The 20651-nt window shown below is 70.7% G+C and carries 17 protein-coding genes and 1 tRNA gene; 9 read left to right on the top strand and 9 right to left on the bottom strand.

Features of this window, described 5'->3' with window-relative positions; genetic code table 11:
• Positions 1–4 precede the first annotated feature (4 nt).
• The gene (locus BN3794_RS02210) at positions 5–748 is read right to left on the bottom strand and encodes a DUF6776 family protein (protein ID WP_066092684.1); all 744 of its coding nucleotides are present in this window, start codon (positions 746–748) and stop codon (positions 5–7) included.
• A gap of 79 nt (positions 749–827) precedes the next feature.
• Here BN3794_RS02210 and BN3794_RS02205 point away from each other — a divergent pair, with 79 nt between their 5' ends.
• Genes BN3794_RS02205 through BN3794_RS02195 form a run of 3 tightly spaced genes read left to right on the top strand, consistent with a single transcriptional unit; the run spans position 828 to position 6054 of the window.
• The gene (locus BN3794_RS02205; protein ID WP_066092681.1) at positions 828–1427 is read left to right on the top strand and encodes a DUF4126 domain-containing protein; all 600 of its coding nucleotides are present in this window, start codon (positions 828–830) and stop codon (positions 1425–1427) included.
• Positions 1428–1477: 50 nt separating this feature from the next.
• Positions 1478–3400 carry an EAL domain-containing protein gene (locus BN3794_RS02200; protein WP_066093286.1) on the top strand — a complete coding sequence of 641 codons (1923 nt, stop codon included), beginning with the start codon at positions 1478–1480 and terminating at the stop codon, positions 3398–3400.
• Between the two features lie 2 nt (positions 3401–3402).
• Complete coding sequence (locus BN3794_RS02195; RefSeq protein ID WP_078059536.1) at positions 3403–6054, top strand: hybrid sensor histidine kinase/response regulator; 2652 nt, start codon at positions 3403–3405, stop codon at positions 6052–6054.
• Positions 6055–6100: 46 nt separating this feature from the next.
• On the opposite strand, the gene bfr is transcribed toward BN3794_RS02195, so the two are convergent.
• From bfr to BN3794_RS02180, 3 genes are all read right to left on the bottom strand, one after another.
• Positions 6101–6571 (bottom strand): bacterioferritin, encoded by a 471-nt coding sequence (gene bfr / locus BN3794_RS02190; protein ID WP_066092678.1) that lies wholly within the window; start codon positions 6569–6571, stop codon positions 6101–6103.
• 120 nt (positions 6572–6691) lie between these two features.
• Entirely contained in the window at positions 6692–6895 is a 204-nt protein-coding gene (locus BN3794_RS02185) for a (2Fe-2S)-binding protein (RefSeq protein ID WP_066093281.1), read from the bottom strand.
• Between the two features lie 80 nt (positions 6896–6975).
• Positions 6976–7587: an RNA pyrophosphohydrolase gene (locus BN3794_RS02180; protein ID WP_066092675.1), complete on the bottom strand. Its 612-nt coding sequence runs from the start codon at positions 7585–7587 to the stop codon at positions 6976–6978.
• A gap of 120 nt (positions 7588–7707) precedes the next feature.
• Between BN3794_RS02180 and BN3794_RS02175 the strand changes: the two genes are divergently transcribed.
• From BN3794_RS02175 to BN3794_RS02145, 6 genes are all read left to right on the top strand, one after another.
• A tRNA-Met gene (locus BN3794_RS02175) sits at positions 7708–7784 on the top strand.
• A gap of 163 nt (positions 7785–7947) precedes the next feature.
• Entirely contained in the window at positions 7948–9216 is a 1269-nt protein-coding gene (locus tag BN3794_RS02170) for a tyrosine-type recombinase/integrase (RefSeq protein ID WP_066092672.1), read from the top strand.
• A 952-nt stretch (positions 9217–10168) separates the two neighbouring features.
• Positions 10169–10555 (top strand): hypothetical protein, encoded by a 387-nt coding sequence (locus tag BN3794_RS02160; protein WP_147675622.1) that lies wholly within the window; start codon positions 10169–10171, stop codon positions 10553–10555.
• Positions 10552–10761, top strand: coding sequence for a hypothetical protein (locus BN3794_RS02155; protein ID WP_066092663.1), 210 nt, complete (start codon positions 10552–10554; stop codon positions 10759–10761). Before BN3794_RS02160 ends, BN3794_RS02155 begins: the two co-directional genes overlap by 4 nt.
• Before the next feature lie 4 nt (positions 10762–10765).
• Positions 10766–11596: a ParB/RepB/Spo0J family partition protein gene (locus BN3794_RS02150; protein ID WP_147675621.1), complete on the top strand. Its 831-nt coding sequence runs from the start codon at positions 10766–10768 to the stop codon at positions 11594–11596.
• 287 nt (positions 11597–11883) lie between these two features.
• The gene (locus BN3794_RS02145) at positions 11884–12105 is read left to right on the top strand and encodes a helix-turn-helix transcriptional regulator (RefSeq protein WP_066092657.1); all 222 of its coding nucleotides are present in this window, start codon (positions 11884–11886) and stop codon (positions 12103–12105) included.
• A gap of 249 nt (positions 12106–12354) precedes the next feature.
• On the opposite strand, the gene fucP is transcribed toward BN3794_RS02145, so the two are convergent.
• The 5 genes from fucP to BN3794_RS02120 form a co-directional block, all read right to left on the bottom strand.
• The gene (gene fucP / locus BN3794_RS02140) at positions 12355–13656 is read right to left on the bottom strand and encodes an L-fucose:H+ symporter permease (protein WP_066092654.1); all 1302 of its coding nucleotides are present in this window, start codon (positions 13654–13656) and stop codon (positions 12355–12357) included.
• A gap of 82 nt (positions 13657–13738) precedes the next feature.
• The gene (locus tag BN3794_RS02135) at positions 13739–14383 is read right to left on the bottom strand and encodes a TetR/AcrR family transcriptional regulator (protein WP_066092651.1); all 645 of its coding nucleotides are present in this window, start codon (positions 14381–14383) and stop codon (positions 13739–13741) included.
• Between the two features lie 169 nt (positions 14384–14552).
• A complete protein-coding gene (locus tag BN3794_RS02130; protein ID WP_066092648.1) occupies positions 14553–16826 on the bottom strand; it encodes a glycoside hydrolase family 3 protein in 2274 nt (757 codons plus the stop codon).
• 37 nt (positions 16827–16863) lie between these two features.
• Positions 16864–18204 (bottom strand): family 1 glycosylhydrolase, encoded by a 1341-nt coding sequence (locus BN3794_RS02125; protein WP_078059568.1) that lies wholly within the window; start codon positions 18202–18204, stop codon positions 16864–16866.
• A 37-nt stretch (positions 18205–18241) separates the two neighbouring features.
• A complete protein-coding gene (locus tag BN3794_RS02120) occupies positions 18242–20599 on the bottom strand; it encodes a TonB-dependent receptor (RefSeq protein ID WP_160330879.1) in 2358 nt (785 codons plus the stop codon).
• Between the last annotated feature and the right edge of the window lie 52 nt (positions 20600–20651).

The following is a 20651-nucleotide window of genomic DNA, read 5'->3' as shown; positions in this document are numbered from 1 at the left end:
CTGCCTACTCCCCTTCGTTTCGTTTGCCGTTGCCGGCGACGTTCCAGTCGAACACCTGGCTGACCGGCGTGGCGCCGCCGGCCAGAGAGACTCGCACACGTTGCGGGGTGAAGTCCTTGGGCAGGATCACGCTCCCGTCCAGCTGCTGGAAGTAGCGGAACGAATAGTCCTGCCCCGGCGTGGCCGCCTTCTGGTGCAGCGCATCCCAGGCCACCGTTTCCAGCTTGCCATGGCGCACGCCTTCCACGGCCAGGCTCATGCGGCCCTGGCTGACCGCGCCGCGGTTGAGATTCTGGGTCAGCACCACGGTGTAGTGCCAGGTGCCCCCGGCTTCCGGCGCGAACTCCACCGAATGCACGTTCAGGCCCTTGCGCTGCCCGGTCGCGCCCACCAGGCGCTCGTAGAAGGCCACGTCGGCGCGCAGGCTGGCGATCTCCTCCTCGCGCTCGGCCAGCGAGGCCTGCACTTCGGTGTTGGCCGCGCGGCTGACCTTGTCCGACAGCTGCAGGTTGGCCTGCTCCTGGTGCAGGCGGGCGATCTCGCCCTGCTGCGCGGCGATCTGCGCCCGGGCCCGTTCCAGATCCGCACGCGCCTGGCCCAGGCGCGGCTCGGCCAGGTGGCTGGCCAGCAGCCAGACCAGCGGCAGCGAGGCCAGCCAGGCCGCCAGCAGCACCCACGGCAGCCAGCGCCGGGCCGGCGCGGCCGGGCTGCCGGCGACGATGCGGTATCGGGTGACCGGTCTGTTCATGGCAACGGCCGGGGGAGCGATGGGCCGGGTAGTATGCCAACACTGGCCACAGGCGATGGCCGCCCCGGGGAGAGGGCCCATGACCGAAGCCCACCTGTTCGCGATCGGCATCCTGCTGGCCTGGCTGGCCGGCATCCGCGCCTACCTGACCGTGTTCGGCATCGGCCTGGCCGGCCTGCTCGGCTGGGTGCAACTGCCGCCGGCCCTGCAGCCGACCGAATCGTGGTGGGTGCTGGGTACCTCCGGGGTGCTCGCGCTGGCGGAGTTCTTCGCCGACAAGATCCCGGGCGTGGATTCGGTCTGGGACCTGCTGCAGACCCTGGCCCGGGTGCCGGCCGGGGCGTTCCTGGCCGCGGCCACGCTGTCCCCGGACGGCCACCTCGGCACCGGCGCACTGGCGGCCGGCGCCGGCGTGGCCCTGGCCAGCCACGCGCTCAAGTCCGGCACCCGCGCCCTGCTCAACACCTCGCCCGAACCGGCCAGCAACTGGGTCGCCTCGGTCGGCGAGGACACGGTGGTGACCGCGACCCTGGCACTGGCGCTGGCCCACCCGTGGCTGGCCCTGGTCGTGGTCCTGGTGGCCAGCCTCACCGGTGCACTGGCGGTGTGGTGGGCCTGGCGCACCCTCTGGCGCGGCATGAGGAAGTTGCTGCCGGCACGATCGCAGCCGGTGCGCTGAGTTCGCCGCACCGCGACGGCCATCGCATAATGGCCGGCAAGGGGAATCCCATGACGACCATCATCGATCCAGCTTCCCGCCCGTCGCGCGAGAACGTCCCGGCCGCGTCCCGGCCGCGCCATGCCGAAACGCCGCCACCCGACCACTGGCAGCGCTGGCGCATGGGCGACGACGTGGCCGACGTGGCAGCGGCCACGTCGACGCCCGCTGCCGACATACCTGCTGCTGCGGCCGAGGCCGCGGCGCCGCCCCAGGCGCCGGCCGCCGACGATGACGCCCCCTACCGCATCCTGGTCATCGAGGACGACCGCACCCAGGCCCTGTTCGCGCAGAGCATCCTGCGCGGGGCGGACATGCAGGCGCGCGTGCTGGCCAGCGCCGAGGGCGCGATCGAAGCCATCGAGGACTACCGCCCGGACCTGGTGCTGATGGACCTGCACCTGCCCGGCACCAGCGGCATCGAACTGACCGAACGCATCCGCCGCCATCCGCAATGGCAGCTGCTGCCGATCGTGTTCCTCACCGGCGACCGCGATCCGGAGCGCCAGTACCAGGTGCTCGAGGGCGGTGCCGACGACTTCCTGGTCAAGCCGATCCGGCCGCGCCACCTGGTGGCCGCGGTCGCCAACCGCATCCAGCGTGCACGCCAGCAGGGCGAACCCGAGGCCGATACCGGCGCGGACCCCGCGGCGATCCCGGGCAACGCCCGCGTCGCGCCGCCCCCCGCCACGGCGGCCGCACCCGGCCCTGCCGGGGCCGCGCTGGATGCCGAGACCGGCCTGGCCCCGCGCCCGCGCCTGATCGCGATGCTGGACCAGCGCCTGCAGGCCCGCACGCCCGGCAGCGCGCTGTTCATCGAGGTGACCGGGGCCATCGGCCTGCGCGAGCGCTACGGCTACGCCGCGTTCGAGCAGCTGATGCACCAGGCCGGCCAGCGCCTGGCCGCGCTGGCCGGCGCCGGCACGATGACCCGGCTCGGCGACAACGCCTTCCTGGTGCTGGCCGGTACCGGCGAGGCCCCGCAGGCGCTGGCCGCCCGGCTGTGCACGCACCTGTCCCAGGCCCCGTTCCAGGCGCGCGGCGAGCCGCTGTTCCTGCGCGGCGTGGCCGGCTACGTGCCGCTGCCGGGCACCTTCGCCGAGGCCGGCCAGGCCATCGAGGCCGCCGAACGGGCGATGCTGCAGGCACGGCTGGCGCCGTCCGGGGTGGCCGCCTACGTGCCCGAGCAGGAGCAGCAGAACCTGGCGATGCTGGACGGCAAGCTGGAACCGGTCTACCAGCCGATCGTGGCCGTGGCCGGCAGCGCGCAGGCGCAGTACCAGCTGCTGCTGCGCCTGCGCAAGCCCGACGGCACGCTGCTGTCGGCCGCGCAGGTGGTGCCCGCGGCCGAGGCCGCCGGACGCATCGCCGACCTGGACCAGCAGATGATCGAGCACGCACTCGGCCTGCTCGAGCACTTCCGCCACGCCGGGCCGGCGCTGCGCCTGTTCGTGTCGCAGTCCCCGCGTACCCTCGCCCGCGACGCCTTCGCCGACTGGCTCATCGCCTCGCTGCGCCAGCGCCAGCTGCCGGGCAACGCGCTGGTGCTGGAGGTGCCGCTGGACGATGCCCTGGTGCACAGCGCCACGCTGCAGCACTTCTGCAGCCGGCTGGTGCCATTGGGGGTGCAGTTCTGTCTGGGCCGGTTCGAGCCCGGCGACGAGGCCAACGCCCTGATCGCGCGCCTGCCGTGGAGCTTCGTGCGCCTGTCGGCGCGCTTTGCCGGCAGCCATCGCGACCCGGCGCTGCGCGATGCCCTGCGCGTGGCGGTGGACACCGCCCACCAGGCCGGCCTGCAGGTGATCGGCCAGCAGATCGAGGACGCGCAGACCGCGGCCGCGGTGTGGATGGGCGGCGTGGACTACATCCAGGGCAACCTGGTCCAGTCCGTCGGCCGCGACCTGGATTTCGACTTCAGCCACGCGATCCTGTGACCATGCGCGACGCCTCCTCTTCCGCCCCGCCGCTGGCCTGGCTGGCCGCGGTGTTCGCCGCCACGGCCGCCGCGGCCTCGTGGCCCGCCCTGCTCGGCCATCCCGGTCCGTGGCCGTGGCTGGCCCCGGCGGCCGCCGCGCTGGCCGCGATCGCGGCCGCGGCCGCCGCCTTCCACCAGCGCCGCCGCGACCAGGCCCTGCAGCGCGCGCGGCGCCGCGCCGCCGAGGCGCAGGACGCGCTGGCACAGGCCGGCCAGGAACTGCACCGCCACTCGGAAATGGAGCACCAGCTCACCCGCGCCAAGCAGGATGCCGAGGCCGCGGCGATGGCCAAGGGCGAGTTCCTGGCCACGATGAGCCACGAGATCCGCACCCCGCTCAACGGCATCCTGCCGATGCTGGAGCTGCTCGGGCGCGGGCCGCTGGCCGAGGACCAGCGGCAGATGCTGCGTACCGCCTGGGAGAGCTCGCAACAGCTGCTGCGCATCGTCGACGACATCCTCGACTACTCCAAGCTGGAGGCCAACCGGGTCGAGCTGGAGATCACCAGCTTCAACCTGCGCGAGCTGCTGCAGGCGGTGGTGCAGCTGCTGCGCCGCAACGCCCAGGACAAGGGCCTGCGGCTGGACCTGCACATCGAGCCGGGTGTGCGCCTGGCCGTACGCGGCGATCCGGTGCGCCTGCGCCAGGTGATCGGCAACCTGCTCTCCAACGCGATCAAGTTCACCGCGCACGGCGGCATCGACGTGACCGTGCGCCGGCGCGGCGAGAGCGCCGACCAGCACCTGCTGCGCTTCGAGGTACGCGACACCGGCATCGGCATCGACGCCGAGCAGCAGGCGCGCCTGTTCGAGGCCTTCACCCAGGCCGATGCCTCCACTACCCGCCTGTACGGCGGCACCGGCCTGGGGCTGTCGATCTCCAAGCGCATCGTCGACCTGATGCACGGGCGCATCGGCGTGCAGTCCGAGCCGGGCAAGGGCTCGCTGTTCTGGATCGACGTGCCGCTGTTCAAGGTGGCCGGCGACCAGGGCATCGCCGCCCGTCCCAGCCGGCGCGTGCTGTTGGTCGATGCCGACAAGGCCGAGGCCTCGCGCCTGCGCCAGATCGTGCAGGACTGGCCGCTGGAGCTGGACGTGGCCCACAGCCACCAGGAGGGCCTGGCGCGGCTGCGCGCGGCCACCTCGCCCGAGCAACCGTGCGCCTTCGACACCGTGCTGGCCGACCTGGGCACGCTCGGCACCAGCGCCGAGGCGCTGCAGCGGGTGATCGGCAAGACCCCGGCCTACCGCCATATCCGCCTGGCGTGGCTGCACGACGGCCCGCTGCCTGAGGCGCTGCTGCTGGCCGGGGCCGAGGCGCTGCCGAGCCGTGCGACCGAATCGGAACTGCATGCCTGGCTGCTGCCGCCGGCGCAGGAGGCCACGGTCGCCGCCGTCGCGGAGGAGGCAGCCCCCGCCGCCAGCACCGAGGTCCCGGCTGTCGCCGGCGCGCGCCTGCTGCTGGTCGAGGACAACCCGGTCAACCTCGCCGTGGGCCGGCAGCTGCTGGCTTCGCTGGGTTACGGCGTCGATTGTGCGGAGAACGGCGAACAGGCGCTGGCGGCCATGGCCGAGGGTCGCTACGACCTGGTGCTGATGGATTGCCAGATGCCCGGCCTGGATGGCTACACCGCCGCCCGGCGCTGGCGTGAGCGGGAGGCGCAGGCGGATCCCGCCCGCCACCTGCCGATCGTCGCGATGACCGCCAACGCCATGGCAGGCGACCGCGAGCGCTGCCTGGCCGCGGGCATGGACGACTACCTGTCCAAGCCACTGGCACGCGACACCCTGTCCGGCTGCCTGCAGCGCTGGCTGGCCGACGCCGCCCCGGTTGCGGCGGCCGCCGCGATGCCCGCCGTGGAGATCGAGGAAACTGCACCCGTCGCGCCCCCCGCCGGCGCCGCGCAGGTGCCGGTCCCGGACATTCCCGTCGATTCCATCGATGCCGTGGAAACCGACGAGACCGACGAGACTGCGCCCACGGCAGCCACGGAAGTCGCGGCCACCGCATCAGCATCAGCATCAGCATCAGCATCCGCGGCCGACGCCGACGCCGACGCCGACGCCGGTCGCGGGATCGCACCGGACTTCCCGGCCGAGGCAGGCTCGCTGCCGGCACCGCTCGCCGCGCCCTCGACGGCCGGCCATGCCGCGTTCGCACCGCTCGCCGCCGATGATCCCGCCGGCGACGCACCGGCGGTGGCAATGGCCACGCCTTCCCGGGCCGCGCACGACGCCGCGCCGGCGCCGCCGGTACTGGAAACCGCCGTGCTCGACGAGCTGTATGCCTTCGCCGGCACCGAGGCGGACACCATCCTGGAGCTGTTCCTGGCCGACGCGCCGCGCCAGGTGCAGATGCTGGAACAGGCCGCCGCCGCCGGCGACATCGCCCGCATGGGCGAGATCGCCCACAGCCTGAAGTCCGCCGCCGCCAACGTCGGCGCCCTGGCCCTGTCGGCCACCGCCGCCCGCATCGAGGCCGATGCCCACGCCGGCACGCTGGAACTGCCCGCGGTGGCGGTCGCCCTGGTGATCGCCGAATCGGCGCGCATGCGCGTGGCGATCGCCGGCTACCGCGTGCGGCGCCGCGCCGGCGCGGCCGCGCACGCCTGAATCACCCGCGCAGGGCGACGGGTGCGCCCCCGTCGCCGGCCCGCGCTCAGTCCTCGATCTTGTCCATCAGGTAGTTGGCCTCGCCGACCCGCTCGATCAGGTCCAGCTGCGTCTCCAGCCAGTCGATGTGCTCCTCCTCGTCGTCGAGGATGTCCACCATCAGCGCGCGGCTGACGTAGTCCTCGATCGATTCGGCATGGGCGATGGCCTCGACCAGCGTGGCCCGCCCCTCCATTTCCAGGGCGAGATCGCAACGCAGCATCTCCGGCGGCTTCTCGCCGATGCGCAGCTTGCCCAGCGCCTGGAAGTTCGGCAGCCCTTCCAGGAACAGGATGCGGTCGGCCAGCCGGTCGGCGTGCTTCATCTCCTCGATCGAGGTGTGGTACTCGTGCTCGTGCAGTTCCTCCAGGCCCCAGTTCTTGAACATCTTGGCGTGGAGGAAGTACTGGTTGATCGAGGTCAGCTCGTGGTAGAGGACCTTGTTGAGGTACTGGAGGACCTTGGCGTCGCCCTTCATCGCGGGAACCCTTCCGGCATGGCACAGGACCGCACTCTAGCGGCATCGCCGCGGCGATGAAGTAACGCGAATCGTGATCAGTTGCCCGTGCCGATGCGGCTCGGGCGGCCTCGCGCAGGGTCAGGCGGCGTTGCGCAGCACCGGCAGCGGCAGCGGGTGGCGGGTGCGCGCCTGTTCGAGCAGCTCGGCCGCCACGCCCAGGCACGAGCCGCAGTTGGAGCCGCAGCCGGTGCGCATGGTCAGCTCGGCCACGCTCTGGCACCCGGCCTGGGCGGCTTCCTGGATCTGTTGGTCGGTGACCCCGTTGCAGATGCAAACGTACACGGCGATGGACGTGACCGGCGACACCCGATGTGCCGTCGGCGATTCAACCGCAAATGCGAATCGATGTCAATTCCAACGGTTCACTCGCCGTTGCCGCTCTGCCGACCGCCCGGCGGACGCCGCCGCGGGCGCTTGCGCGGGCGGTCGTGGCCGGCGTTGCTGCCGGGCATCCACGCCTCCTGGGCGCTGGCCGGCATGCTGCACACGCCGGCGCCGGCCACGCCGCGCGCCAGCGGCGCCAGGTGGCGCAGCGCCCGGGCATAGACCCCGCGCTTGAACATCACCACGTGCTCGACCGGGTACCAGAAATCCACCCAGCGCCAGTGATCGAACTCCGGCGTGTCGGTGGCGTCCAGGTCCAGGTGCGCCTCCTCGCCGGTGAAGCGCAGCAGGAACCACACCTGCTTCTGGCCGATGCATACCTGGCGCTCGTTGTGGCGCACCGCCCGCGCCGGCAGCCGGTAGCGCAGCCAGCCGGGCGTGGAGCCGAGCACTTCCACGTGCTCGGGCAGCAGGCCGGTCTCCTCGCGCAGCTCGCGGTACATCGCCTCGATGGGCGTCTCGTCGGTGTTCATCCCGCCCTGCGGGAACTGCCACCCGTCACGGCGTATGCGACGTGCCCAGAACACCTGGCCATCCTGCCGCATGAGCACGATGCCCACGTTCGGGCGATAACCGTCCGGATCGATCACGATGCGGACTCCTGAAAGATCCAATGGCCTGGACTCTGCCATGCCCATCGGGCGCCGACAAGCTTTTCCGCCCGGAGATTGACAAGGAACGCCGCGATCCTGAAAATTGGCGATTCGCTAGGCTACGTAGCTCAGCCGGTTAGAGCACAGCACTCATAATGCTGGGGTCGGTGGTTCGAGTCCACCCGTAGCCACCAATTGCAGGTCCGACCAGGACTACAAAAGCCCGGAAACGCCAGTAACACCAAGGCTTCCGGGCTTTTTTGTGCCCGCAATGGCCCGGGACCAGCCATTGCAATAGGCCGATCCGTGACAGTAGCTTTGACAGTAGGCAAGCCCGCCCCGATACCACCTACTGTCATGGCACGAACCATCGAGAAAGCGCTGACCGATCTGGCCTTGCGCAAAGCGAAGCCCGGAGACAAGCCGTTGCGCGACGGCGGTGGCCTGTATGCACTGCCCGGCCCCAATGGCCGGCACGGCTGGCGACTGGACTACCGCGTGCATAACACCCGCAAGACCATCAGCCTTGGCGTCTACCCCGACGTGTCCCTGACCGAGGCGAGGAAGCGCCGCGAGGAAGCCCGGCAAATGGTGGCGGCCGGCATCGACCCCAGCGAGAACAGGAAGGCCGAGAAGGCCGCCGGTGCCGAGCGTGCGGCCAACAGCTTCGAGGTCATCGCCCGCGAGTGGTTGGCAAGCCAGAAAGCGGGATGGACGGACAGCCATCACGCCAAACAGGTGGCACGGCTGGAGAACCACGCCTTCCCGTGGATCGGGAAGAAGCCCATCGCCGAGGTAGGCGTCGCCGACCTTCGCCCGTTGCTGGACAAGATGGCAAAAGCCGAACACAACGAGCAGGCCCACCGGGTCATGGCCGCCGTCGCCAGCGTGTTCAAGTACGCCGTCGCCACCGGGCGGGCAGAGCGCAACCCGGCCGCCGACCTGAGCGCCGCCCTGCCACCCCGGCGCAAGCGCAGCTTCCCGACCATCACCGACCCCAAGGCCATCGGCGGCCTGCTGCGAGCCATCGACGGCTACCAAGGCACAGCCACGACCATCGCCGCCCTAAAGCTGGCCCCCCTGACCTTCGTCCGTCCCGGCGAGCTTCGCGGTGCACGCTGGAAAGAAGTCGAGCTCGATCACGCGGACGGCCCGCGCTGGGTCATTCCGCCCGAACGGCGCAAGCTGCGGAAGGATGCCAAAGAGAACCCCACTACCGAGCCGCACGTCGTGCCACTGTCCCGACAGGCCGCCGCCATCCTGCACGAGTTACAACCACTGACAGGCAACCGGGAGTTCGTGTTCCCCGGTGTGCGCGACCCCAAACGCCCCATGAGCGAGAACACGATCAACGCGGCGCTGCGGAACATCGGCTACGACGGTGACACCATCGTCGGCCACGGCTTCCGACACATGGCATCCACCCTGTTGAACGAGCAGGGATTCAACCCTGACGCCATCGAACGCCAGCTCGCCCACAAGGGCCAAGGCGTCCGCGCCATCTACAACCTCGCCAAGTTCATGCCGGAGCGCCGCAAGATGATGCAGGCTTGGGCGGACTACCTGGACGGATTGCGTGCGGACACCAGCAGCACCGTGGTCCCGTTCAAACCCAAGGCCGCGTAGAACCGCCGGAGAAGCCCCCACAGGGCCAAGCCGGCACCGCCAAGGCGATCCCGTTCCCGAGGTCCACCACGGCCGCCTGCGGCCGCACAGCGCGCGCTGCGAGCACTACAACAGCACCACCATGGGCAGCCCTTGCGGCTGCCCTTTTCGTTTCCGCCGATGCGCTCGCCTTGGGCGACAAGGCTTGCAGCAGCATCGACCACGGGCACGCCGAGGTGTGCCGAGGACGTAGGCGGGGGACCGAGAGCGCCACGAGGGAAGCGGTCACCCTCGCAGGCTGCGCCGGCCCCCGCCGAACCTTCAAGCCAAGTCGAACCCCAGCAGCGGTGTACTTCGGCCCGTGCGCTGAATGAACAGGTCGGAATGATGGCTAAAGCGGAAAGTGAGGCAATCCGGGGTAATCCTGCGGACGAAGAACAGGCCCGGCTCCGGCGACCACTTGGGCGCCACCGAGAGCGACCAAGGCGTGAGTGGTAGACGGACGACCAGAGAGGACAGGACGGAACGGACGGTGTGCATGGCGATCCTCGCGTGAGTGAAAGTTTCTCTGTCCGCCCGGCCTGATCTGTTTTTTTGGGCTGGGCGGCAGCGAGAGCATGGACCGCCAAGGGGGGCTTGCTGCAATCCCGGTGCTACACTCCAACATACTGATTCCAAATGGAATTTTTCCATTTGGAAACCCATTTCCCGACGGAAAGCAGCGCATACAGCGTTTTAGTGGTCACTATCGGGCAAAGAACGACGATCACGTGCCATCCTGGATTTAGTAGTCACTTTTGGGGAAGCACAGCCCAACCGCTGGCCACCGACGTTCCCCATGCCCCGCCCAAGGTAGCCCCAAGGCCACCACAGGCCGACACCCCACCCACCCAAGTCCCCCGAGTGCTGCGCCGCAAGGCGACGGCAGCTTTGCCGTATGCGCTCGGCGGGCAATCCTGAGGAATCTGCAACGATGAAGAATCAAGAAGTCCCGTTTGCATGCGTGGAGGTCGGGCGCTCCGGCCACTATGCAAAACTCGACCGCGACGACCTCGCCGAGCTGTCCGCCATCGGATTGCCTCCCCGCCTTTGGTTCATTGTCAACAGGCACGCCACCGTGGTGATCCCCGGCGCAAAGCCCATCGCCATATCCCGCCTTATCGCCGAGGCACCAGCAGGCATGCGTGTGCGGCATATCGACCGCAACCCGCTGCACCTGCGGCGATCCAATCTGTACCTGCGGGAGTTTTCAAGCGCACAACAGGATGGACGGGAGGCCAAGAGCATGGCTGCCCGATTCGAGGAATTGAACCGGCAGATGCGCGCTCGCATCGCCGCCGCCGTGGAAGAACAGGCATGAGCTTCTTCCCCGCACCTGTCCCCCTGCCCGAGAAGGTCATCTACCGGGAGGTCGCCTTCGGCCTCGCCGCCTTCGACCATCTGAAGCGGTGGCAGCGATACCTGGAACGGAAAGAAGGCCGACGCCTGACCAATGGCGAAGTCATGGACAGGCTGATCCTTGTCGTGCCGGCACCGGACGAACCCGACACCCGCCGGAGGCCCTGACGTGGTGACGGAGAAGCTGGAATCCCTGCTGGCCGCTTGGCGGGCCGTAGAACCACAGCAGGTGGCCCTAGGCAAACTGAAGGAAGATCCGATGTTCCAACCGCGCAACCTGCGACTGATCCCGTTTGCCGACCGCGGCAGACAGGAAACCGCATCGAAGAACCACATCGACGACCTGGCCTCCAAGCTGTCCGATGGCCGCGAACTGGAACCCCTGCTGGCGGCGAGGATCGACGGCAAACTCTGGCTGGTCGACGGGCACCACCGGCTGAAGGCATACCGTCGCCAGCAGCGCCGCACTGCCCCCGTTCGGATCATGGATACCGACCAGACAACCGCGCTCTTGGTGTCCAAGGCGGTCAACTGCGACGGCGTGAAGCTACCCATGCACACCCGGCAGAAGGCTGAGAGCGCATGGCAGTACCTCGCCCTCGTCACCGACCACGGCCGCCTGCCGTTGCCCGAAGGCTCCTCTGAACGGAGCATCAGCCGAACCTTCGGCGTGTCACGAGCAACCCTTGGGCGGATGCGGAAGCGCCTGCCGACGATCAAGCCGGCCGAGTACGGTCCCGAAGCCTGCGATGCCGGCACAGGCTGGCCACAGTGGAAGCACTGCTGCGGCAACGCATGGAAGGGCATCAGCGACGACATGCCCGAGGACGTGCGGGAACAACGCCTGATCGAACGCACCGCCACCCGCCTTGCCGCCATCAAGGACAAGGTAGGCGCGGAGGTGCTCCTGAAGGCGCTGAAGGCTTTGCAGGACGAAGCCATCGCCGAAGCTGCCGACAAGCTGGCCGAAGCGGAAGCCACCGAAGACGCCGCCGACTACTGACCACCGCAGTGGCCCAAATTGACCCACCAACTGGGCCAGCAAGTGGCCCATTGGGCCACCCCCGGCACCCGCCCTGCCGGGCCAAATTGACCCACCAACTGGCCCACTAAGTGGGCCATTGGCCCACCCCCGGCCGGACTGAGAGGGGCCGGATGTTCACCCCGAATTTTCGAGAAGGTATTGGATAGGGTGGGCGAACGCACGTCACCCCCACCCACCCACCAACCACCACAGCCCGCCAGCGGTCGCCCCGTTGCGCGGGCTTCTTCATTTCCGAGGGATACCCCATGCACGACCAGCACAACAACGCCGAAGCCGCCACCGCCCCCGCGCACTTCCTACCCATCGCCGAGGTATGCCAGATTGCCGGCGTCGGCGAGTCCACCATCTGGGAGTGGTCCCGCCGTGGCAAGTTCCCCAAGCCTGTCAAGCTGGCGACCCGCACCACGCGCTGGGTATCCACCGAGGTCGAACGCTGGCAGGCCGACGTGCTCGCCAAGCGGGCCTGACATGACAGTAGTTTTGACAGTAGGTCGAGATGAACACCGGCGTGTTTTCTGCGCAGATCAATAGCATATGCCACGTTTTCGAGAGTACCCGTAACCAGACACCGGTCCGCCAGGACCACGAAGGCCGGAATCCGCACGGGATCCCGGCCTTTTTCGTGCGTGTGCGGAAGGCCGGGGCGCCGTCGGATCCTCGCCCCGGCTTCGCCGCGGCGGGCAGAAAGCACCGGCCGTCCTCCCGCGTCGTTGCGTTCAGCCCGGCGCGGCGGCGGCCGGGCGAGAGCCGCGCAGGCCGTAGAACACGATGTAGGCGTAGCACAGCAGCGGCAGGACGAAGGAAAGGTGCAGGCCGATGCGGTCGGCCAGCAAGCCCTGCAGGTAGGGCACCACCGCGCCGCCGACGATGGCCATCACCAGCAGGCTCGAGGCCGCGCCGGTGAGCGCGCCCATGCGCTCGATGCCCAGGGCGAAGATGGTCGGGAACATGATCGAGTTGAACAGGCCGATGGCGACGATGCCGTACACCGCGGCCATGCCGCCGTGGGTCATGGTCCACGCCAGCAGCAGGGCGTTGACGGCGGCGAAGGCGGCCAGCATCAGGCGCGGCGGGATCCTGGCCAGCAGCGCCGAGCCGACGAAGCGGCCGATCATCGCCAGGGTCCAGTAGGCGGACACGTAGTGGGTCGCCTGGCGCTCGCTCAGCGCGCCGATCTGCGGCAACGACAGGTAGCTGACCATGAAGCTGCCGACCGATACTTCCGCGCCGACATAGAAGAAGATCGCCAGCACGCCGAACCGCACGTGGCGGTGGCGCAGGGCGTCGCGCAGGCCGCGCAGCGCCGGCTCGCGGGGCTGGGCGTGGGCGTCGGCCTCGCCGATGGCCGGCAGGCGGAACAGGTAGACCACCAGCGCCAGCACGAACAGCGCCACCGCCAGCCCCAGGTAGGGGCCCTGCACCGCCTGCGCCTCCTGGGCACGGTAGGCGATCTGCCCGGCCGCCGGCAGGCGCGCGATCTCCTCCCCGCTCTTGACCGTGCCCGACAGGATCAGCCAGCCGCCGAACAGCGGCGCCACCGCCGTGCCGGCGGCGTTGAGCGCCTGCGCCAGGGTCAGGCGGCTGGAGCTGCTGCTCGCCGGCCCCAGCAGCGCCACGTAGGGATTGGCCGCCACCTGCAGCACGGTGATGCCGGTGGCCAGCACGAACAGCGCGCCGAGGAAGGCGCCGTACACGCGCAGTTCCGCCGCCGGCCAGAACCCGAGGGCGCCGATGCCGGCGATGGCCAGGCCGAGGACGATGCCCTTCTTGTAGCCCAGCCGCGTGACCAGGTTCCCGGCCGGCAGCGCCATCAGGAAGTAGGCGCCGAAGAACGTGGACTGCACCAGCACCGCCTGGGCGTAGTTGAGCTCGAACACCGCCTTCAGGTGCGGGATGAGGATGTCGTTGAGGCAGGTCAGGAAGCCCCACATGAAGAAGATCGCGGTGACGACCACGAGGGCGAGGCGGCGGCCGGTCGGCGATGCCGCGCCGGAAGCGGGGGAGGAGGCGGGGATCATGGATGGTTCCGTCTTGGGGCGCGCCGGCGCGCACGGTCGGCGATACGGCGCCGGCCGGTGCCGGCGGGCCGTCGGGGAGGGGTCATGGCTCGCTGTCCGGGGAGGACACCAGCCCGGCATCGAGCGCCAGGCGCAGCATCTCGCGCAGCAGGTGGATGGAGCCTTCCACCTCTTCCGGGCGCGAGGCGAGCAGGCGCGCGATGGACAGCCCGCGCACCGCCCAGATCATCAGCCGCGCCACGTTCGTCTCGACCCCGGTCTTGCCCAGCATCTGCCCGGCCTGCACGAAGGAATCGCGCTCGATCTCGATCTGCACCGGGCGCAGCCGCGCCGACAGCTCCGGATCGCTGCGCGAGGCCTGGATGATCTCCAGCACCGCCACACCGGAAGGCTGGCCGAGCACGTCCCACAGCAGCTGCGGCAGCATCAGCTCGCGCTCGCGCCGGTCGGGCACGTCCACCAGCGCCTTGCGGTACTGGGCGACCTCGTCCTCGTAGACGGCGCGCACCACGTACAGCATCAGGTCGATGCGCGTGGGGAAGTGGTGCAGCATCGCCCCGCGGCTGACGCCCGCGGCCTCGCACACCGCGGTGGTGGTGGTGGCGGAATAGCCGTGGCGGTAGAGCGAATCGATGGCGGCCTCCAGCAACCGGGCCCGCATCTGGGCGCTGCGGTCTTCCTGGGTGCGGCGCGGCCGGCGCGCGGGGGTCTTCTTGCGATCGTTCACGGATGGTTTCCGGCACGGGCGGTGGATCCCGGGAATGCCGGCGTGCCAGCCGTGGCGCCATTCCCGGGCGGGAGCGATCCCCCGCATCGGGGCGATCGCATGCGATCCGTCCAGACTACCGCGTGTCCGTGTCAATGCCATGCCCGTCCGATGCACGGCGTGCGCGCCGTCATGGTGCATCGGCCGCCTCCAGCGCGACGTGCGCGGCGAGGTCGCGCTGTCCGGCCGCGCGCCCGACATACAGGTCGTAGGTGCCCGCCTCGCGGTGCCAGCCGTGCGCACGGCTCCACGAGGCCAGCAGGCGCGGATCGGCCTGGATGGTGACCTGCGCGGACTGGCCCGGCTGCAGCGCCACCCGCGCCCAGCCGGCCAGGCGGTGGGTGCGTCCCGGCGGCGCCACGTACAGCTGGGCGATCTCCACGCCGGCGCGCGTGCCGGTGTTGCGCACGGTGAGGTCCACGCTCAGCGCCTTGCCGCCGTGGGCCCGCAGGTGCTGGTAGGCGAAGGTGGTGTAGGTCAGGCCGTGGCCGAAGGCGAACAGCGGGGCCGCGCCGGTGCGCTCGTACCAGCGGTAGCCGACGTCGCTGCCCTCGTTGAACACCACCGGGAAGGACGCGATGCCCTCAGAAGCGAGGAAATTCTCCTTCGCCCCGGCCTGCTCCGCGCCCGGGATCGCCGGGCGCGGCAGCTGCGCGGCGCTGGCCGGGAAGCTCATCGGCAGGCGCCCCTCGGGCGCGGCGTCGCCGGAGATGAGGCGGGCGATGGCGGTGCCGCCGCGCTGGCCCGGGTACCAGGCCTGGAGCACCGCGCCGACATCGGCCAGCCACGGCATCGCCACCGGATTGCCGGTCTCGAGCACCACCACCGTGTGCGGGCGGGCCGCGGCGACCTGGGCGATCAGCGCGTCCTGGGCGTAGGGCAGCTCGAAGCCGGGCGCGTCCTTGCCCTCGGTCTCCGGGCGCGTGGCGAACACGATCGCCGCATCGGCGCCGGCGGCCAGGCGCGCCGCGCGTGCCGGGTCGGTGCCGTCGTCGAAGCGCAGCTCGGCAGCCGGGAACTGCCGCTGCAAGGCCGCCAGCGGCGCGTCGGCGGTGCCGTACACCGGCGCCAGCAGGGCCTTCAGCCCCTCCAGGCCGCGCGGATCGGTGAAGCTGCCGCCGTAGGGCCGCACCGAGGAGGAGCCGCCGCCGCCGACCAGCACGCCGCGGTCGGCGAAACCGCCGATCACCGCGATCGTCGCGGTGCCCTTCGCCAGCGGCAGCACGCCGTCGTTCTTGAGCAGCACCGCGCCGCGCACGGCGACCTCCTCGGCGATCGCGGCATCGGCGTCGCGGTCGATCGCGCCGCCCGGCGCGGCCGGGTCGTCGACCACGCCGGTGGCGATCAGGCTGCGCACGATGCGCGTGGCGGACTCGGCCACGCGCGCGGCCGGGATCCTGCCCTGCTCCACCGCGTCCTTGAGCCCGGCGAAGTACGGATGGTCCTGCGGCGATTCCTGGTCCAGGCCGGCGGCGAGCGCCGGCTCCAGGCTGTGCACGGCGCCCCAGTCGGACATCACCCAGCCCGGGTACTTCCACTCCTGGCGCAGCACCTGGTCGAGCAGGAAGCCGTTCTCGCAGGCGTAGTCGCCGTTGATGCGGTTGTAGGCGCACATCACCGCCCCGGGCCGGCCCAGGTCGATGGCGATCTTGAACGCCAGCAGGTCCGACTCGCGCAGCGCGGCCTCCTCGATCTGCGCGTCGTGGACGAAGCGTCCGGTCTCCTGCGCGTTGAGCGCGTAGTGCTTGGTGGTGGACACCATGTGCCGGCTCTGGATGCCGGCGATCTGCTCGCCGGCGATGGTGCCGGCCAGCAGCGGATCCTCGCCGGCGTATTCGAAGTTGCGGCCGTTGCGCGGCTCGCGGACCAGGTTGACGCCGCCGGCCAGCTGCACGTTGAAACCCTTGGCGCGTGCCTCGGCACCGAGCATGGCGCCGGCGCGGCGGGCCAGCTCGGCATCGAAGCTGGAAGCCAGCGCAAGCGTGGCCGGCAGTGCGGTAGCCTCGTCGCCGCGGCGCAGGATGCCGCCGAGGTTGGCCACGCCCATGCCCGCGTCGGACATCTGCTGGGCGGGCAGGCCGAGGCGCTCGATCGCCGGCACGAAGCCGGCCGAGCCGAGCGCGCCGGGCGGGGTCGGCTTGCGCATCGCCTCCGGGATGGTCGGCGGCAGCGGGATGCCGGCCGAACCCAGGCCGAACCCGGGCTGGGTACGCATCAGCGCGATCTGCTCGTCCAGGGTCATCGCCTCGACCATGCGCCGCGCGCGCTCGTCCGCCGGGAGCCGGCGGTCGCTCCATGCCATGCCCTGCTCCACGTCCGGCTGCTCGGCGGCGGGCAGGCTGCCGGCGCCCAGCGCACCGGCCATCAGGGCGGTGCCCAGGATCTGCTTGACGGTCTGGCTCATGCGGTAAATCCCTTCTTGCTTGCGGGGGGTGGGGGTGTCATCCGGTGGCGGTCCTTGCCGGCCCGCCGGCGCGGGCGATGCGTCCGAGGTGGGCGGCGCTGGGCTTGGGGGTGCGCGCGAAGGTGGTGCGGTCGACCGCGACCAGGCCGAATTTCGGCCCGAACCCGTGCACCCACTCCCAGTTGTCCAGCAGCGACCAGTGCACGTAGCCGCGCAGGTCGATGCCGTCGCGCAGGCAGCCGCCCAGGCCGTCGAGCGCGCGGTCGATGAAGGCCACGCGCTGGCGGTCGTCCTCGGTGGCCACGCCGTTCTCGGTGACGTAGATGGGCTTGCGCCAGTGCGCGGCGACGGTGCGCACCACCGCGGCGACCGACTCCGGCGCGTACGGGTAGCCCATCTGGGTCAGGGGGATGCCGGCAGGCGGCGGCAGGTCGCTGTCGCCGCCGACCTCGCTCCAGGTGTAGTTCTGCACGCCGACGTAGTCGCCGCCGGCCTGCAGCCACGGCAGCATCGCCTGGGCATGCTTGCGCGCGATGGCCTCCGCCTCGCCGCGCTCTTCGTTGAGGGCCAGGGTCACGCCGGCCGGAATGCGCCCGCCGCTGGCCTGGGCGATGGCCGCGCAGGCCTGCTCGTGGGCCTGGATCATGATCGGCTGCTGCACGCGCCAGTCGCCCAGCATCGGCGGTGCGTAGCGTTCGGCGCCCACCGCCCGCGCCGCCGCCTGCAGCGCCCCGGCGATCAGCGGGCGCAGCGGCCGGATCGCCGGCGACCAGGCCATCAGCGCGCCCAGGTTGGGCTCGTTGAAGGTGGTGGCGATGCCGATCAGTTCGCCCAGCTCGCCGACCGTGCGGCGGCAGTGCTCCACGTAGGGGGCGATGCCGGCGGCCGTCTCGAAGCCGCCGGCGGCGGCGAACCAGCGCGGCGTGGTGAAGTGCACGCAGGTGACCATGGCCAGCATGCCGTGCGCGCGGATCGCCTCGAGCACGCGCCGGTAGTACGCCAGCTGCGCGCGCGACACCTGGCCGGGCTCGGGCTCGATGCGCGCCCATTCCAGCGACAGGCGGTAGGTGTTGAACCCCAGCGCCGCCGCCAGGGCGATGTCCTCGAACACGCGGTGGTAGCTGTCCACCGCATCGCCCGAGGGTTCCCGGAACAGGCTCGGCCGGGTGTGCTCCATCACCCACAGGTCGCTGGCCACGTTGTTGCCCTCGACCTGGTAGGCGGCCCCGGCCACGCCCCACAGGAAATCGCCGGCCCTGTACCGGGCCGGCACCGGCCCGGGCCGCACGGCGCCGGCCGGCGGCGCCGCCAGCGCGACGGCACCGGCCGCCAGGCCCGCGCCGAACCGCTTGAGTGCATTCCTGCGCTGCTCGTGCATGGTCACCTCCGGATGCGTCCGTTCATGGCCCGGGCCCTCAGAACCGGGCACCGAGGGTCACGCCCACGGTGCGGAACGCGTCGGTGGGCATCATCCGGAAGTAGCCGCCGGGGTTGAGCGTGCCGCCGGGGAACACGGCGTAGAAGTGCTTGTCCAGCAGGTTGCGCGCGTACACCCCCACCCGCCAGCGGCCGTCGCCGCGGCCGATGCCGAGGTTGGCGTTGAGGATGCCGAAGGCCGCCATCCGCGAATCGTCGTCGCCGGTCACCGAATAGGTATCGCTGCGCCAGGACCAGTTGGCGCCGGCATCGAACGCGAGCCCGCGGCCGAGCGCGCGGCGGTAGTCGGCGGTGAGGCCGTAGGTCCGGCGCGGGGCGTTGGCGAGGCGGTCGCCGGCATAGTCGGCGCTCTGCAGGCCACTGACCGGATCCTGGTAGCACATGCCCTTGGTCGGCGTGGTGACCACCGGCTGGTAGGTGTAGCAGGCGCCGACGAAGCGCCGGTAGGTGGCATCGCTGAGGGCGCCGTTGAGGCCCAGGCGCAGGCCGCGGGTGACCTGCCAGCTGCTCTCCAGCTCGATGCCGCGCGCGCGCATGTGGCCGGCGTTGGTGAGGGCGAACACCGGCGGCTGCGCGCTGATGTCCAGCGCCTGGGCCTGGAAGTCCTTGAAGTCGGACTGGTACAGGGCCAGGTTGAAGATCATCGCCCCGTCCAGCAGGGTCGACTTCAGCCCCAGCTCGTAGCTGTCCACCTTCTCGGGCCGGACCTCGCGCACCACGCCGGTGCTCCCCTCGATGGCCGGGCCCTTGTAGCCGCGGGCGTAGGTGGCGTACAGCATCAGCGCCTCGCTGGGCTGCCACTGCAGGCCGACGCGTCCGGACAGGTCGTTGCCGCTGACCGAGCCGTCGTAGGGCAGCGTGGTGCCCAGCGCGACCGTGGGGAACGCCAGCGGCGTGACCCACAGGCTGCCGGAGACCTTGTCGCGGGTGTAGCGCGCGCCGGTGACGAGCTTGACCCGCTCCGACAGCGCCCAGGTCGCCTCGCCGAAGGCGGCCGCGCTGCGGGTGTCGGCGGTCTGGCCGCGGCGGCCGCCGCCGAACACCACCTGCGGCATGTAGCCGCACAGCGGCTGGCCCAGGCCGCAGTACAGCCAGTTGTAGTAGTTGCCGTACTGGGACACCCAGCCGCTGACGTCGGTGCGGTAGTAGAACGCGCCGAGCACGTATTCCACGCGCCCGCCCGAGGGCGAGGTCAGGCGCACCTCCTGGGTGAACTGGTGGCTGTCCAGGCCGCCGTCGCTGTGGTCGAACATGTCCGAGGGCGAGGCGTCCAGGTCCGACAGCTGGGTCTGCTTCATCCGCCGCCAGGCGGTGATCGAGGTCAGCGTGTTCGATTCGAGGGTGTAGTCGAGCTTGAGCGATGCGGCGTCGGTGGACACGTCGGCCGTCCAGTCGCCGTCGTGGTAGGCCTTGTAGACGCCGGGGCCGGGCTTGGTCGCGAAGCCGGCGAACTGCGCGTTGTACAGGATCGTGGCCCAGTCGGTGGCGCTGGCCGGGGTACCCAGGCGCTCGATGGTGTAGCCGCTGCGGCTGAAGCCGTCCTGGTGCTCGGCCGAGAACAGCAGCGACAGGTCGTCGCTGGCCCACCACAGCAGCTTGGCGCGCAGGCCGCTGTTGCGCCGGTCGCCGATGGCGTGGTCGTGCAGCACGTAGGGGATGGCGCCGTCCTGCTCGGTGTAGAACCCGGCCAGGCGCAGCGCCACGGTCTCGCCCAGCGGCAGGTTCAGCGCCGCGCGCGCGACGTGCTCGTTGCGCTCGCCGAGCATGACCGTGCCCTCGCCCTCGGTGCGCCCCATCTGCGGGTCGCGGGTGACGATCTGGATGACGCCGGCCGAGGAGTTCTTGCCGAACAGCGTGCCCTGCGGGCCGCGCAGCACTTCCACCCGGTCGATGTCGCCGAAGCCGGTGGGGCCGGGATCGCGCGGCAGGCCGATCACCACGCCGTCCACCACCATGCCCACGCTCTGCTCCAGGCCGGCGTCGTAGGCCTGGGTGCCGATGCCGCGGATCTGGAAGCCGCCGCCGCTGGCCACCGATTCGGTGCTGGAGAAGGTCAGGTTCGGGACCAGGTACTGCAGGTCGGTGGCTTCGCGCACGTTCGATGCGGCCAGCGCCTGCGCCGATACCGCGCTGACCGAGATCGGCACGCTCTGCATCGAGGCCTCGCGGCGGGTGGCGGTCACGGTGACCGTATCGAGTTTCACCGGGGCGTCGTCGGTTGCGGCATGGCGGGTTTCCTCCGGTGGCGATGTCGCCTGCTGCGCCCATGCGGGCATGGACAGACAGGCCGAGACACACAGGGCCGCGTGCACGGCCTGGGCAAGCGCGTTCTTCATGTTTTCCCCCTCCCGTTGTGGGCCGACCGGTCCCGACATCGGTGCCGATGCG

The organism is Xanthomonas massiliensis, from assembly GCF_900018785.1.
GTDB lineage: Bacteria > Pseudomonadota > Gammaproteobacteria > Xanthomonadales > Xanthomonadaceae > Xanthomonas_B > Xanthomonas_B massiliensis.
This window is presented reverse-complemented; position numbering and strand designations above follow the sequence as displayed.